Below are 14,008 nucleotides of genomic sequence, written 5' to 3' on the forward strand. Positions count from 1 at the left end.
AGGAATGACGATCAGCATCGAGTACGTCATCTTGCGCCATTTGCGCATGGAGTTGAAGTCGCCGTTTACAACGAGCTTCGGCACGTTTCAAGCGAAAGAGTTTCTTTTAGTGGAAGCGGTCGACCGCGACGGCGTTTCCGGCTGGGGCGAATCGGTCGCCTTTGCCGCCCCGTGGTACAGCGAGGAAACGGTGAAAACGAACTGGCATATGCTCGAGGACTTCCTTGTCCCGCTTGCGCTGGCGGAGCCGATCGATCATCCAGCGGAACTGTCAACGCGCTTTAACGCCATCCGCCAAAATCATATGGCGAAAGCGGCGCTTGAAGGAGCGGTGTGGGATGTATATGCCAAGCGGCTCGGCGTCCCGCTTTATCAAGCTCTTGGGGGGACGAAAAAAGAGATTGAAGTCGGTGTCAGCATCGGCATTCAGCCGACGGTGGGCGACTTGCTGCGGGTCATTGAACGGTATGTGGCGCAAGGATATCGGCGAATCAAGGTGAAAATAAAGCCCGGATGGGATGTCGATGTCATTCGCGAGGTGCGGCGCGCGTTTCCGAACGTGCCGCTCATGGCCGATGCCAATTCGGCGTACACGCTTGCCGATATGGATCGGCTGAAAGCGCTTGATGAATTCGGATTGATGATGATCGAACAGCCGCTTGCCGCCGATGATCTCATCGATCATGCGCGCTTGCAGCCGCTCCTTGAGACGCCGATTTGCCTTGATGAAAGCGTTCGTTCCTATGACGATGCGCGCAAGGCGCTGGACCTTGGCAGCGGCCGCATCATCAATATCAAAATTGGGCGTGTCGGCGGGCTTGGGGAGGCGAAGCGCATCCACGATCTTTGTGCTGAGCGCGGCGTGCCGGTGTGGTGCGGGGGAATGCTCGAAGCGGGCATTGGGCGTGCCCACAATATTGCGATCACGACGTTGGAAAACTTTACCCTTCCCGGCGATACCGCCGCGTCGTCCCATTATTGGGAGCGGGATATTATCACGCCGGAAGTCGAGGTGCAAGGCGGCTTGATTCGCGTGCCGGACGCCCCCGGCATCGGCTACGGCGTCGACCGCCGCCAAGTCGAGCGGTATACACAGTTTGCCAAGGTGTTTCATCGGGCGACGACATAAAGCGGATGGCATTCAATAAGCTTTCCAAGGAGTTTACATAAAGGGGAAAAGAAAAAATGATCATAAGACCGATTGATGTTAGCAATGCGGAAAATTTTTTGGAGTTGAGCAAAAAAATTAATGAATATTATATGTGCAAACTGTTATAGCACGCATTTCAAGCTGGCCCAAAACGCGTTGGCGCTTTGGGCCAGCTCTTTGTTCGTGGCGTTACACCCGTCCGATTCCGGTGTTCGCTTTGACGACAATTTCGGTGTATTTCTTTTCGTCCGCTTTTTTCGACGAAACGAGCGTGCCGATGACGGCGCCGATAAAGCCGAGCGGGATCGAGATGATGCCCGGATTGGCGAGCTTAAAGAGCGGTTCGCCGACGAAAATGGCGGCTCCTGGCTGCGGTGACCAGACGTTCGGGCTGAAGAAGACGAGCAACAGGGCGCTGATCAAGCCAACGAGCATGCCAGTAATGGCTCCTGTCGTATTAAAGCGGCGCCAGAAGATCGTAAAGACGATCGTCGGCAAGTTGGCGCTCGCCGCCACCGCAAAGGCCAGCGACACGAGGAAGGCGACGTTCATTTTTTGTGCGAACAACGCTAACAAAATCGAGAGTACGGAAACGCCGACCGATGCCCAGCGCGCCGCCTGCATTTGTTCTTTTTCCGTTGCTTGGCCGCGCCGCAAAATATGGCTGTAAAAATCGTGGGCAAACGCGGAGGCGGCTGACAGAACGAGCCCGGCGACAACGGCCAAAATGGTCGCGAACGCGACAGCCGAGATGAAGGCGAACAAGAAATCTCCACCAAGCGCTTCAGCCAACAGCGGAGCGGCCATATTGCCGGCGGGGTTAGCGGCGACGATTTTGTCATAGCCGACGAACGCGGCGGCACCGAACCCTAAGAAGATGGTCAACACATAGAAAATCCCAATGATCCATGTTGCATAAACGACCGATTTGCGCGCGGTTGGCGCGTCTTTGACCGTAAAGAAGCGGATCAAAATGTGCGGCAGCCCGGCCGTTCCCAACACGAGCGCCAAGTTTAACGAAATCGTATCAAGCGGGTCTTTAAACTTGTTGCCCGGGTTTAAAAACGCTTCGCCAAGTGGCGTGGCGGTTTTGACTTCATGGAACATTTTAGCGATGCTGAAGTCGAATTTGGCAAAGACGATGATGGAAATGATAAACGTACCGACCATCAACAAGACGGCTTTGACGATTTGCACCCAACTTGTGGCCGTCATGCCGCCGAAGACGACGTACACCGTCATCAAAACGCCGACGATCAAGACGGAATAAATGTAATCGAGCCCAAGCAGGAGCTTAATGAGACCGCCGGCGCCGACGAGTTGGGCGATCATATAGAAAATCGAAATGGCGATCGTATTTAACGCCGCGACGCCGCGCACTTTTTTATCGTCAAAACGGGCGGCGATCATGTCGGCCATCGTGTATTTGCCGAGGTTGCGCAGCGGTTCGGCGACGATGTACAAGACGACAAGGTAGGCGACGAGAAACCCGATGCTGTAAAAGAAACCATCAAATCCCGCCAAGGCGATCATGCCGGCGATGCCCAAGAAAGACGCGGCGGACATATAGTCGCCGGCGATGGCCAGCCCGTTTTGCCAGCCGGTAAGGCTGCTGTCGGCCGTATAAAACTCGCTCGTCGTTTTCGTCCGTTTCGACGCGTAGTACGTAATGACCAACGTCAAGGCGACAATGACAAGAAAGAGGAAAAAGGCGAGCCCATGCATCAGACATTTCCTCCTTCCGCCGTTTCTTGTTTCACTTGTTCGACGATGTTGTCAAATTCGGCTGCGCGCTTTGAATAAAGGATGCATAAAGCCCATGTCATGATAAATTGCGCGAACGCAAACAGCCAAGCCCAGCTGACCGGTCCGATCGCCGGCGTATTGAGCACTTTCGAGTACGACGTTAATACCGGAAGGGCGAAGTAAAAAACGAAGAAAAAGACGGTCGCCGGAACGATAAAGCGCTTCTTCGCTTGGATGAGAGCGCGAAATGAAGCGGACTGGGCGATCGCTTCGTAATTGGCGCCGACCGGTTCGGAAAATGACTGCTTTTTGACGGCCATGAAAATCCCTCCTTAGTTTGAATTAAAACGTTTTCAAAACGAGATATCGATGCACACCGTTGGTCGGAAAGACCGTCCTCCTTTCTTGTCACAACTTTGTCACATGTTCATTATACAGTTGACTGAAAAATTTGTAAATTGTTTTTATTCAATCGATAATGAAAAAATTTTTTGCTTTGGCGCGCCAAACGGAAAAAATTTTTTGCTGTTTTTCTTATTTTCACACTTTACAAAAAAACCATCATCATGTACAATGCTAACTGTACTTTTCGATAAAATTCAACAAATTTCTACAAAAAACGACAAGGGGAGACATCTATGAGTCTGTTTCGTAAAAAACCGATTCACTTGCTGATCAATGAATCGGCGGCGAAAGGAGCCTCGCTGCGCAAGGAGTTAGGGGCGTTCGATTTGACGATGCTCGGCATCGGCGCCATCATTGGGACAGGCATTTTCGTCCTGACCGGGGTGGCGGCGGCGGAACATGCCGGTCCGGCGCTTGTTCTTTCGTTTATTTTGTCGGGGTTAGCGTGTGTGTTCGCGGCGCTTTGCTACGCGGAGTTCGCTTCGACGGTGCCGGTGTCCGGAAGCGCGTATACGTACAGCTATGCGACGTTCGGCGAACTGTTCGCCTGGATTTTAGGATGGGATTTGATTTTGGAGTACGGCGTCGCTTCATCGGCGGTTGCCGTTGGCTGGTCCGGCTATTTCCAAGGCCTGCTTGCTGGGTTTGGCATTGAGTTGCCAAAAGCGCTGACGAGCGCGTATGATCCGGCAAAAGGAACGTTCGTTGATTTGCCAGCTGTTTTGATCGTGTTGCTGATTGCTTTCCTGCTGAATTTGGGAGCGAAAAAATCGGCCCGTTTCAACGCCATCATCGTGACGATCAAAGTCGCGGTCGTGCTCCTCTTTTTAGCTGTCGGTGTTTGGTATGTCAAGCCGGAAAACTGGACGCCGTTTATGCCGTATGGCTTCTCGGGTGTCGCGACCGGCGCGGCGACGGTATTTTTCGCTTACATCGGGTTTGACGCGGTGTCGACGGCGGCGGAAGAAGTGCGCAATCCGCAGCGCGATATGCCGATCGGCATCATCGTCTCACTGCTTGTGTGCACTTTGTTATACATCGCTGTTTCGCTCGTGTTGACAGGCATTGTTCCGTATGAACAGCTCAATGTCAAAAACCCGGTGGCGTTTGCGTTGAACTATATTCACCAAGACTGGGTCGCTGGTTTTATTTCGCTCGGAGCGATCGCCGGCATTACGACGGTGCTTCTCGTGATGATGTACGGACAGACGCGCCTTTTCTACGCCATCAGCCGCGACGGGTTGCTGCCGAACGTGTTTGCCCGCATCAGCCCAACGCGCCAAGTGCCGTATGTCAATACGTGGCTGACTGGAGCGGCTGTAGCGGTGTTTGCCGGCGTCATCCCGCTCAACAAATTGGCCGAACTGACGAATATCGGCACGCTCTTTGCCTTCATTACCGTTTCAATCGGTGTGTTGGTATTACGCAAGACCCAGCCTGATTTAAAACGGGCTTTCCGCGTTCCGTTCGTCCCGGTCGTTCCGATTTTAGCCGTCTTGTTCTGCGGTTATTTAGTCCTTCAGCTTCCGCCGATGACATGGATGGGTTTTGTCTCGTGGCTGCTGATTGGCTTAGCGATTTACTTTGTCTACGGCCGGAGGCACAGCGCGCTCAATCAGGCGGGTGCCAAAGAAGAGAAAGTCAGCTGACGATTGTCAAAAGAAGAGAGGTTGATCCAAACGGTGTCGTTTGGACAACCTCTTTTTTGCTTCGGACGGCTGAGCAGCGGAAAAACGGACAGAGGTTGGGCAAATGGAGCTTGGAAAGGGGGGGGAACACCGGGGCCAGCCACATTCCTCAAGCAGGTCGGTGAAACACAGCTGCCACGAGTCAATCAGCGGCATTACACCATAAGGATGATTTTTCCATTTCTGATTTTTACCCAGCGAGCGAACCGGTGATGTTTCAGCCGTCGTTTCTAAAGGGGTGGTGAAAAACCGCTGTCACACACGAATCGGCGGCATTTTCATTCAGAAAAGAAAGCTGATTTTGCAAGGCTTCTCTCATTGAGAAACGGATGGAATCAGCAGTATTTTACACTAAATCACCAACCTTCTAAACGAGTTCCCCGGTTGCGACACCTTTCTCTTGAACGACGCCCACATTTCCGTTACGATGTACGAATAGTGTAAAGAAGAGCGTCAGTCCGTTTCATTTAAGCGGGGTGAAATCGATGTTTGGCACATTATTGAAAAAGAGAGAGAGAACGCTTGAACGGACGGTGGCAGAGATCCAGCAAGGGAATGAAGCGCTGCGCAATGACTTGATCCAGCAATACAAGCCGTTTATCGCCAAAACCGCCTCGAGCGTCTGCAAGCGGTTCATCCGTGAGGAAGATGATGAGGCGAGCATCGGGTTGATTGCGTTCAATGAGGCGATCGAAAAATATGCGCCGCACAAGGGCGGCTCGTTTCTCTCCTTCGCTGAGCTGCTCATTAAGCGGCGGTTGATCGATTACATTCGGAAAGAGGCGCGAATGCGCGAATCGGTCTGGCACGTTGAGGACGGCGAGGACAGCGAACAGGCAGCCCAGACGTATTTGGATGCCAAACTGTCCATTGATGAGTTTTACAAGCAGATCGAGCAGCAGCAGCGGCGCGAAGAAATCATTCACTACCGGCAGGTGCTAAAACAGTTCGGTATTGATTTCCATGATTTGGTTGAACAGTCGCCGAAACATAAGGATGCCCGTCTCAACGCCGTTCGTGTCGCCCAGTTGTTGGTTGAAAACGAGGAATGGCTTGCCCTCTTGTTTCAGAAAAAGCAATTGCCCATCAAACAGCTCGAAACAATGGCATCCGTCAGCCGCAAAACCATCGAGAGAAACAGAAAATACATTATTGCGGTCGCGGTCATTTTGGCGGGTGATTATCTTTACTTAAAGGACTATATAAAAGGGGTGCTTTCATCATGAAAAAGGGGATTGTGCTCGAATGGGACGAAGAGTTCGTCACGGTGCTGACGCCGGAAGGAGAATTCGTACAGCTAAAAAAAGAACGAGAGTACGAAATAGGGGAAGAAATTGAGGCGCGACCGGTCCATTCATCGTTTCCGTTTCGGCGCCGCTCCTTTCGATACGCTCTTGTGAGCGCCGTCATCGCTGCCGCGCTGCTGGTGGCCACTTGGATACAGCGGCCCGTCGATACGGTGTACGCGTATATGTCGATCGACATCAACCCGAGCATTGAAGCCGGAGTGGATGATGAGCTGCGCGTATTGACGCTCAAAGCCTATAATGAAGAAGGGAGCGACGTGCTCGCGGCGCTTTCAGCATGGAAAAGCGAACCGTTTTCAACGGTGGCGAAACAAATTATTGCTTTGAGTGAACAAAAAGGGTATTTAAGAGCGGGCGGTGAGGTGCTGATTACGACGGTGGAAACCGAACGAGACCTCTCTTCGGAACGGAAGCTGTCGGCCGAGCTCGCGGAAATCCGGCAAGCGGTAGCCGATGAACAGATTGTCGTCACAACGAAACAGAGCACGATGGAAGTGCGCAATCGAGCCGTCAAACGGGGAATGACAACAGGAAAGCTGCTGCAAATCGAGAAAAAAGGGAAACCCGTCCCGCCATCGCCCTCCCATTCGCCAAACGGCAAAGAGAAGGAAGGGAGAAAAGGAAACGAACCGTCGCCGTCGTCCACGAAGCCGCCGGCGTCAACGAAGAAACATCATGATGAGCCAAAACAACCGAAGGGGCAGAAAAACGAACAACAGCCGCCGCATCAGCGGAAAAACGCTGATTCCCCTTCAAAACCGTCCCCTGCAGACAAAATGTCCCCCAAAGGGAAAAACAATGAGAACGCCCGTCCTCTGCGGCCGGGCGATTATGATGAAAACAAACGGGCCGGGAAGGGAAAAGGCAACCCTACACGCGGTTCGCTCGCTCCAAACGAGACCGACCGAAAGATGAAAGCAACGGATGGCAACACAAAAAAAGCCGAGTGATTGCGCTCGGCTTTATTCCGTTCTTCGGCCCGTCAGCTCGCTTTGCGCCTGAGCGATGAGCCGTTTCGTTATTTCTCCGCCGACAGAGCCGTTGGCGCGCGAAACAGTGCCAGCCCCAAGCTGTACGCCAAACTCTTGGGCGATCTCGTATTTCATTTGTTCCAATGCTTGTTCAATGCCTGGAACAAGCAGTTTGTTGCTTCCACGTGCCATTCTTTTTTGCCTCCTTCGTCATGTTTCGATGTGGCATCATTAGTATAAGCAAACCGTTGCTTGGGTATAGGTGGGAATTAAAGGGAGGCAAGATGATGAAAAAAGTCGTTGCAAACTTTATTCATCATCGGTCCGATCGTATTTGCCGTTTTTTTAGCATTTCATAAAGTGCAGCTGTTAGGAACGGCATCTTTTGAGTTTGTAGGGTTTGATAACTTTGCGCGCATGGCGCATGATACTCGGGCAAAAATCGCGTTGTGGAACACCGTGAAATACGTCGTCATTGTCGTTCCTTGTCAGACCGTTTTGGCTCTTGTATTGGCGGCTACTTTAAACGCAGGGTTAAAAGGAGAAAAGTTTTTCCGCATCGTTTACTTTTTGCCAGCATTAGCTTGACGGCCTTGGTCGGTTCGGAACCTTTTTCCGGATCGTCCTGCCGCTCGCCCGCCCGGCGCTGGCGGCTCAGGCCATTTTCGTCTTCATGGGTTCGTGGAACGATTTCATGCGCCCGCTCATTATTTTGTCGGATCCGCAATTGTTTACCTTGCCGCTTGGCCTGAACAGCTTCAAAGGGCAATACATCAGTTATTGGAACTACATCATGGCCGCCTCCATGGTGTTTACTTTGCCGGTATTGATCATTTATGCGTTTTTCAATCGCTATTTTATAAAAGGGATTTCGTTTACGGGCGGGAAATAAAGATAGGTTTGTTTCTGTCTGCGCGTTGAGAACGGAAGAAGGGGCTTTGATAAAGCTGTCCCAAGGTCTTCCTGACCTTGGTACAGCTTTTTTTCATGCGGCATAGGCGTTGAAAAAACGAGCATCATATAGGTGAAATACCTACGCTGCGAGGAAAGGGATCAACGCCATGGAATGGACGATGCGGTGGCCGAGGCAGGCAGGAAAGAGGATAAGGCGAGGATGGGGGGCGGCTGCGCTTGCCGTCGTGTTGAAGCCATGACGGTGCATAATCGATGTATGGCCGAGGCACGATAAGAAAAAAGCGGAAGGAGGATCAAGGTGGCTGACATCGCGTTCCCGGTTGCCCGTCTTCATGACGGGACGCTTCGCCAGCTCCAGCAGTTGGAACAGCGGCTGCGCGAAGAGACGGGGGAAGAAATTGTGATTGTCGCTTATCAACGGAAAACGATAGATGAAGGGGAGACGAAACGATGATGAAACGAAAAGTGAAATTCGACGCGGCGAAAAACAACAATAAAACGCCGACCGAGAGCCTGCCGGATACGGAATTTGCCGCGCAATACGCCGGCGAAGAAGACATGATTCGCGGCGCGAACCGCAATTCGAAAAAAGGGCGCCAAGGAGGCGGCGATGGATAACGATCAGAAGGAGCGGCCTGTCCAACGAAATGAAGAAATGGCGTTTGAATGGGGCGATTTTGCCGCTCATCAACCTATTTGGCTGATGGAAGAGCAAAAACGGGCGAAGAGGAAGGAAACAAAAAAGAAAGACCCACCGCGGTGAGAGGGCTGTCTGCCAGCCGCTTTCACAGCAGGCAAGCGAAAACAGAAGGGACGCCGGAAGCGGCGTTCTTTTTTCGTGCCATGAATGGGCAGCTCCCATTTGCGAATGAATCGAATGTGGCGAAACAGCGGCGATGGTGAGACGCGGCTTCATCGATTCACGGAAACGAGCCCGTCGTTGATCATCCAGAATCGGGAACACCCGCATGCGCTGGCGGAAGGAGTCGGTAAGCGGGTGCTCAATGGAAAAGAAAAGCACTGACAACACTCCGGGCGTAAGGATAACGAAGGGTTGTCAGCGCCTGTTCACCGGCCTCCGTTTTCATGGAGGAGCGGCCGGCCATGACAAAAAGCTTTCCGTCTACGCCGATGCCGAAGAAACCGACAACGCTGAAAGCGGCGCGGAAAACAGCGTCGCACCGGCACCGGACGGGGCGAAGTAGGCGACGATGGCGGTTGGCGTGAACGAAAGCTGTTTTTTGGCCGTGTAGCGGCCGACATCCACCGGCACGATTTCAACGACCGTATGTTTAAACAGTTCTTTTTCCCCGAGCCCAAGGGCGGCAAAATCCGCTCCGAGCGCCTCAGGGCGCTCAAGCAGCGCCCGGTAGACGGCTGCGCGCGCCGTTTTCTCCGTTTTTTCGTCCCACCACGGTTTGCGCGGCTTATATTTTTGGTTGCGCAAGTAGTCGTATTTCATGAGCGATTCGGCGATCGGCAAAGCGTCTGGCGCAGAGGTGCGCAAAAACTCATGGAGGCGGCGGAACAAGTCTTCTAACTGGTGGCCGATGCGCGCCCAGCCGCGTTCATCCCAATACGTGCCAAACTGTTGGAAAAAGTCAAACGGCGACGAGAAGACGTCGGTGACTAAATATTCAATCGTTTCATCCATCCGATGGGCGTTCCAATATTTCTCGAGCACGTCTTCCACTTGCTTGATGCGAATCACGTCCTCAAAGGAAAGAACGTTGTTGCTCAGTATTTCGTACGGCGCATGATCCATATATACGTAGCCGTATTCATGGGCGCGCAGGCGCAGCCCGGTGCCGCGCAGCAATTTCAAAAACCCGAGCTGCAGCTCTTCGGGACGAAGAGCGAACACGTCATTGAACGTCTTCCGGAACGAGTCGTAATCTTCTTCCGGCAGGCCGGCGATCAAATCTAAGTGCTGGGCAATTTTCCCGCCTTCCTTAATCATCGTCACCGTCCGCGACAACTTGGCGAAGTTTTGCTTGCGCATGATCAGGCGGTTCACCTCATCGTTCGTTGATTGAACGCCGATCTCAAAGCGGAACAGCCCAGGGGGCGCTTCGTTGTTTAAAAACTCGATCACCTCCGGGCGCATGATGTCGGCGGTAATTTCAAACTGAAACACCGTCCCCGGCACATGCTCGTCAATTAAAAAGCGAAACATGTCCATCGCGTAGCTGCGGCTGATGTTGAACGTCCGGTCGACGAACTTGATCGTCCGCGCCCCGTGCTGCATCAAATAGCGCAAGTCGTCTTTGATTTTTTCGCGGTCAAAATAGCGGACGCCGACCTCAATGGATGACAGGCAAAACTGGCAGCTGAACGGGCAGCCGCGGCTCGTTTCGACATAAACGATCCGGTTGGGAAGATGGGGGATGTCTTCTGGAAAGCGAAACGGTGACGGCATGTCAGCCAAGCGAATTTTATTCCGCTGTGGATTGACGACGATGCGGTCTCCGTCCCGAAACGCCAGCCCGGCGATATTGCTTACGTCCCCGCCGCCGTTTAGGGCGAACAGCAGCTGTTTAAACGTTTCTTCCCCTTCGCCAATCACGATAAAGTCCAATTCCGGCACCCGCTCCATCCACTCGCGCACATCATAGGACACTTCGGGTCCGCCGGCGACAATGATCAGATTCGGCGCTGCTTTTTTTATCATTTTTACGACTTTGATCGTTTCTTCAATGTTCCAAATGTAGCAGCTAAAGCCGACGACATCGGGCCGGCGCTGGTACAAGTCGGCGACGATGTTCATGGCCGGATCTTTGATCGTATATTCAACGAGCTTGACGTCAAACTCTGGTTGGGCGTATGCTTTCAAATAGCGGATGGCGAGATTCATATGAATGTATTTGGCGTTTAAGGTCGTGCAAATAATGTTCATCGAAATGAAAACCCCTTTTTCCATTCGTACTAACCTTTCATTATAGCGCAGTTTCGCCAAATGAAAAAGAAGAAAAAACTTGTCGAACATTGAAGAAAAGATTTTTGCAAAATCTTCGTAAATAAAGGGAGGAGTAAATTTTTCCACAGCGAATATACATGTAGTTGATATGGTTTGAATAGACAAGGAGAGATCGATATGGCCAAAAGCCTTTCTCCCCGGGAAGAGCAACATGCATCGCCGGACGTGCGGCTGCTTGAAGAAGAAAATCGACGTTTGAAGGAGCGGTTAAACAGCTATTCAATCATTTTCGAGCGGTCGCTTGATGCCATTGTCATTTTAAATAAAAACGGCGAATTTGTCGATGTGAACGAAGCGGCGTGCAAGCTGTTTGAAATGGATAAGTTTTCGCTCGTCGGCCGTTCCTTCTCTTCCTTTTTAGAACTCGTGCCGCCCGATATTTTGCTGTTTCAGCGCTCGATGCTGCAAAAGTTCGGTTCGTTTAGCGATGAATTGCTCATCAAGCTGCCGGACGGCAAGGTCAAGCATGTTGAATTTTCGATGAAAAAAGATGTGTTCGACGAATTTGACCTCGTCATGATGCGCGATGTTTCGGCCCATAAGGCGCTTGAGCGCGAGCGGATCATTCACGAGTTTTTGTTTCGCGACGTCTTTAACCGCGCGGTCGACAGCATCGTCATTTTTGATGAGTTCGGCCGCTTTATTGACGTGAATCCGGCGTTTTCGCTGAGTTTGAATTTGGAAAAAGACAAGTTGCTAAACTTATCGTTCCAGCAGTTTGTCGCCCGCGAGTGCGCCGAGGAGTTCGCTCGTTTGCTGGCGGAGATGAAAGAAAAAGGGACAGCCAAGGGCGAGCTGTCGCTCATTCGCCCCGATGGCACGGTGAAAATGTTCGAGCTGACGGCGACGTCGAACGTGTACAGCGGATTTTACATGGCCATTATGCGCGATGTGACAGAGCGGAAAAATATGGAGGTCAAGCTGCAAAAAAGCGAAGAACGATTCCGGGCCATTTTTGAGCAGGCGCACGAAGCGATTCTCATTTGGGATGACTTTGGCTACATATTGAACGCCAACCCAGCGGCGAGCCGCACGTTCGAGCTGCCGTTGAACTTGCTTGTGCGCCGCAATTTATTGGATTTTGTCGACTATGGAGAGGAAAAGGTGAAGCGCATTTTTAGCGAATTTCGCCGCAAAGGAGAAATTCGCGATGAATTGACGTTCCATATGCCGAACGGTGAGGATAAACAGCTCGAGTTTACGATGAAAAAAGGGGCGATCGACGGCTATCATTTGACGATTTTTCGCAATGTGAGCGAGCGGCGCAAAATCGAACGCGAGCTGCGCGAAAGCGAGCAAAAGTTCCGCAGCATTTTCGACCATGCGATGGACGGCATTTTGCTCTGGGATCGGGAGCATCGCATCATTGACGCCAATCCGATCGCCTGCGACATCTTTGCCGCTGCCAAAGAACAGCTGCTCGGCCGAACCGTGGGAGAGTGCGTTCCAGATCGGGCGCGCCGCCAGCTGAACAAGCTGCTTGCTCAATGCGAGCGAGCCGGTGAGGCGAGTGGAGAAGTGGAGTTTTCCGATGAGTGGAAAGGAAGAATGGTCGAATTTTCGTTGAAAAAAGAAGTGATTCCCGGCGTCGGGATGATGATGCTCCGCGACGTGACGGAACGGAAAGAGATGGAGCTGCAGCTGCGCAAATCGGATACGCTCAATGTCGTCGGCGAGCTGGCTGCGGGCATCGCCCATGAAATCCGCAACCCGATGACGGCGTTAAAAGGGTTTATCCAGCTGCTGCAAGGAAGCATTGACGGCGACTATTCGATGTATTTTAATGTTATTATGTCGGAGTTGAAGCGGATTGAGTCGATCATCACCGAGTTTCTCGTTCTAGCGAAACCGCAGGCGGTGCAATACAAGCAAAACGACATTTGCAAAATTATGCAAGATACGATCGATTTGATCAGCGCCCAAGCGATGATGCATAACGTGCAAATCATTGCCGATTTCGAGCGCGGGCTGCCGCCGGTATATTGCGAGCCGAACCAGCTGAAGCAAGTGTTCATTAATATTTTGAAAAACGCCATTGAAGTGATGCCAAAAGGCGGGGACATTACGGTGCGCATCGCCCGCGCCGGTTGCCATGTGCGCATCTCGATCACCGACCAAGGGTGCGGCATCCCGAAAGATAAAATTAAAAAGCTCGGCGAGCCGTTTTATACGACAAAAGAGCGCGGCACCGGGCTCGGCTTGATGGTCAGCTATAAAATTATCGAAGAACACCAAGGGAAAATTGACGTGGAAAGCGAGGTCGGCGTCGGCACGACGTTCCATATTACGCTGCCGATCGAGCGAACGGAAAGAGAGGACGACGATGACGATTGACTATGCGGTATACCGTTCAGCGCTGCTCGGCGATATGTACATCGCTTCTGACGGTGAGGCGATTGTGAAAGTTGAGCTGTTTTCGGAGGAATGGCGCGCGTTTGCGAGCAGGCATCCGGTGGTGGAAAGCCGGTCGCCGCTTTTGGAACGCGCGCTTGCGCAGTTGGATGAATATTTTCAAGGCCGCCGTCAAGCGTTCGATTTGCCGCTGCGGTGGCAAGGCACGGCTTTTCAACAAGACGTGTGGAAGGCGCTCTGCCGCATTCCGTACGGTGAAACGGCGACCTACGCCGATATTGCCGCGCAAATCGGCCGGCCGAAAGCGGTGCGCGCCGTCGGACAGGCGAACCGGGCGAATGAACTGGCGATCATCGTTCCGTGCCATCGCGTGATCGGCAAAAACGGCGCCTTGACCGGCTATGCCGGAAGCCGCACCGATGTGAAGGAGAAGCTGTTGGCGCTCGAGCGGCGCCACAAATAGGGGCAAAGGTGCAAAAAAACGCCGCCCCTAGGAC

At 52.4% G+C, this 14,008-nt stretch carries 14 protein-coding genes and 2 pseudogenes; 12 read left to right on the forward strand and 4 right to left on the reverse strand.

All coding sequences use genetic code 11. The annotated features are described in order from the left end of the window. Positions 1-4 precede the first annotated feature (4 nt). Positions 5-1,129, forward strand: coding sequence for an o-succinylbenzoate synthase (menC, locus tag ACTVIM_RS04610; protein ID WP_445613806.1), 1,125 nt, complete (start codon positions 5-7; stop codon positions 1,127-1,129). Between the two features lie 210 nt (positions 1,130-1,339). Here the strand turns inward: menC and ACTVIM_RS04615 are convergent, their stop codons facing one another. Both ACTVIM_RS04615 and ACTVIM_RS04620 read right to left on the reverse strand, forming a co-directional pair. After that, positions 1,340-2,875 carry a solute symporter family protein gene (locus ACTVIM_RS04615; RefSeq protein WP_445613807.1) on the reverse strand — a complete coding sequence of 512 codons (1,536 nt, stop codon included), beginning with the start codon at positions 2,873-2,875 and terminating at the stop codon, positions 1,340-1,342. Beyond that, the gene (locus tag ACTVIM_RS04620; protein WP_445613808.1) at positions 2,875-3,216 is read right to left on the reverse strand and encodes a DUF485 domain-containing protein; all 342 of its coding nucleotides are present in this window, start codon (positions 3,214-3,216) and stop codon (positions 2,875-2,877) included. The genes ACTVIM_RS04615 and ACTVIM_RS04620 overlap by 1 nt, the downstream gene beginning before the upstream one ends. A gap of 318 nt (positions 3,217-3,534) precedes the next feature. Here ACTVIM_RS04620 and ACTVIM_RS04625 point away from each other — a divergent pair, with 318 nt between their 5' ends. The 3 genes from ACTVIM_RS04625 (at position 3,535) to ACTVIM_RS04635 (ending at position 7,246) form a co-directional block, all read left to right on the forward strand. Next, positions 3,535-4,950, forward strand: a complete 1,416-nt coding sequence (locus ACTVIM_RS04625; protein WP_445613809.1) for an amino acid permease — start codon at positions 3,535-3,537, stop codon at positions 4,948-4,950. A 515-nt stretch (positions 4,951-5,465) separates the two neighbouring features. Beyond that, a complete protein-coding gene (gene sigI / locus ACTVIM_RS04630; RefSeq protein WP_370454518.1) occupies positions 5,466-6,215 on the forward strand; it encodes an RNA polymerase sigma factor SigI in 750 nt (249 codons plus the stop codon). Next, positions 6,212-7,246, forward strand: a complete 1,035-nt coding sequence (locus tag ACTVIM_RS04635) for an anti-sigma factor domain-containing protein (RefSeq protein WP_445613810.1) — start codon at positions 6,212-6,214, stop codon at positions 7,244-7,246. The genes sigI and ACTVIM_RS04635 overlap by 4 nt, the downstream gene beginning before the upstream one ends. Before the next feature lie 12 nt (positions 7,247-7,258). On the opposite strand, the gene ACTVIM_RS04640 is transcribed toward ACTVIM_RS04635, so the two are convergent. Beyond that, positions 7,259-7,459 (reverse strand): alpha/beta-type small acid-soluble spore protein, encoded by a 201-nt coding sequence (locus ACTVIM_RS04640; RefSeq protein WP_033018461.1) that lies wholly within the window; start codon positions 7,457-7,459, stop codon positions 7,259-7,261. A 117-nt stretch (positions 7,460-7,576) separates the two neighbouring features. Here ACTVIM_RS04640 and ACTVIM_RS04645 point away from each other — a divergent pair. The 6 genes and pseudogenes from ACTVIM_RS04645 to ACTVIM_RS04670 form a co-directional block, all read left to right on the forward strand. Further along, positions 7,577-7,849, forward strand: a pseudogene (locus tag ACTVIM_RS04645) (carbohydrate ABC transporter permease); the annotation flags it as partial. Between the two features lies 1 nt (position 7,850). Next, positions 7,851-8,159, forward strand: a pseudogene (locus ACTVIM_RS04650) (carbohydrate ABC transporter permease); the annotation flags it as partial. 321 nt (positions 8,160-8,480) lie between these two features. After that, positions 8,481-8,636 (forward strand): hypothetical protein, encoded by a 156-nt coding sequence (locus ACTVIM_RS04655; RefSeq protein ID WP_445613811.1) that lies wholly within the window; start codon positions 8,481-8,483, stop codon positions 8,634-8,636. Beyond that, positions 8,633-8,800 (forward strand): hypothetical protein, encoded by a 168-nt coding sequence (locus tag ACTVIM_RS04660; RefSeq protein WP_011230441.1) that lies wholly within the window; start codon positions 8,633-8,635, stop codon positions 8,798-8,800. The genes ACTVIM_RS04655 and ACTVIM_RS04660 overlap by 4 nt, the downstream gene beginning before the upstream one ends. Next, the gene (locus ACTVIM_RS04665) at positions 8,793-8,945 is read left to right on the forward strand and encodes a hypothetical protein (protein ID WP_165570907.1); all 153 of its coding nucleotides are present in this window, start codon (positions 8,793-8,795) and stop codon (positions 8,943-8,945) included. The genes ACTVIM_RS04660 and ACTVIM_RS04665 overlap by 8 nt, the downstream gene beginning before the upstream one ends. 105 nt (positions 8,946-9,050) lie before the next feature. Next, a complete protein-coding gene (locus ACTVIM_RS04670; protein WP_445613812.1) occupies positions 9,051-9,206 on the forward strand; it encodes a hypothetical protein in 156 nt (51 codons plus the stop codon). A 99-nt stretch (positions 9,207-9,305) separates the two neighbouring features. On the opposite strand, the gene ACTVIM_RS04675 is transcribed toward ACTVIM_RS04670, so the two are convergent. Next, entirely contained in the window at positions 9,306-11,078 is a 1,773-nt protein-coding gene (locus ACTVIM_RS04675; RefSeq protein WP_445613814.1) for a B12-binding domain-containing radical SAM protein, read from the reverse strand. Between the two features lie 198 nt (positions 11,079-11,276). On the opposite strand from ACTVIM_RS04675, the gene ACTVIM_RS04680 reads away from it, so the two are divergent. Further along, positions 11,277-13,493, forward strand: coding sequence for a PAS domain S-box protein (locus tag ACTVIM_RS04680; protein WP_445613815.1), 2,217 nt, complete (start codon positions 11,277-11,279; stop codon positions 13,491-13,493). After that, positions 13,483-13,974, forward strand: a complete 492-nt coding sequence (locus tag ACTVIM_RS04685; RefSeq protein ID WP_033017632.1) for a methylated-DNA--[protein]-cysteine S-methyltransferase — start codon at positions 13,483-13,485, stop codon at positions 13,972-13,974. Before ACTVIM_RS04680 ends, ACTVIM_RS04685 begins: the two co-directional genes overlap by 11 nt. Positions 13,975-14,008: the final 34 nt, after the last annotated feature.

The organism is Geobacillus sp. YF-1, assembly GCF_052692335.1.

Coding starts and splice junctions, on each gene's coding strand:
- menC (WP_445613806.1), top strand. CDS start 5: ATGACGATCAGCATCGAGTACGTCATCTTGCGCCATTTGCGCATGGAG.
- ACTVIM_RS04615 (WP_445613807.1), bottom strand. CDS start 2,875: ATGCATGGGCTCGCCTTTTTCCTCTTTCTTGTCATTGTCGCCTTGACG.
- ACTVIM_RS04620 (WP_445613808.1), bottom strand. CDS start 3,216: ATGGCCGTCAAAAAGCAGTCATTTTCCGAACCGGTCGGCGCCAATTAC.
- ACTVIM_RS04625 (WP_445613809.1), top strand. CDS start 3,535: ATGAGTCTGTTTCGTAAAAAACCGATTCACTTGCTGATCAATGAATCG.
- ACTVIM_RS04635 (WP_445613810.1), top strand. CDS start 6,212: ATGAAAAAGGGGATTGTGCTCGAATGGGACGAAGAGTTCGTCACGGTG.
- ACTVIM_RS04640 (WP_033018461.1), bottom strand. CDS start 7,459: ATGGCACGTGGAAGCAACAAACTGCTTGTTCCAGGCATTGAACAAGCA.
- ACTVIM_RS04660 (WP_011230441.1), top strand. CDS start 8,633: ATGATGAAACGAAAAGTGAAATTCGACGCGGCGAAAAACAACAATAAA.
- ACTVIM_RS04665 (WP_165570907.1), top strand. CDS start 8,793: ATGGATAACGATCAGAAGGAGCGGCCTGTCCAACGAAATGAAGAAATG.
- ACTVIM_RS04670 (WP_445613812.1), top strand. CDS start 9,051: ATGAATCGAATGTGGCGAAACAGCGGCGATGGTGAGACGCGGCTTCAT.
- ACTVIM_RS04675 (WP_445613814.1), bottom strand. CDS start 11,078: ATGAACATTATTTGCACGACCTTAAACGCCAAATACATTCATATGAAT.
- ACTVIM_RS04680 (WP_445613815.1), top strand. CDS start 11,277: ATGGCCAAAAGCCTTTCTCCCCGGGAAGAGCAACATGCATCGCCGGAC.
- ACTVIM_RS04685 (WP_033017632.1), top strand. CDS start 13,483: ATGACGATTGACTATGCGGTATACCGTTCAGCGCTGCTCGGCGATATG.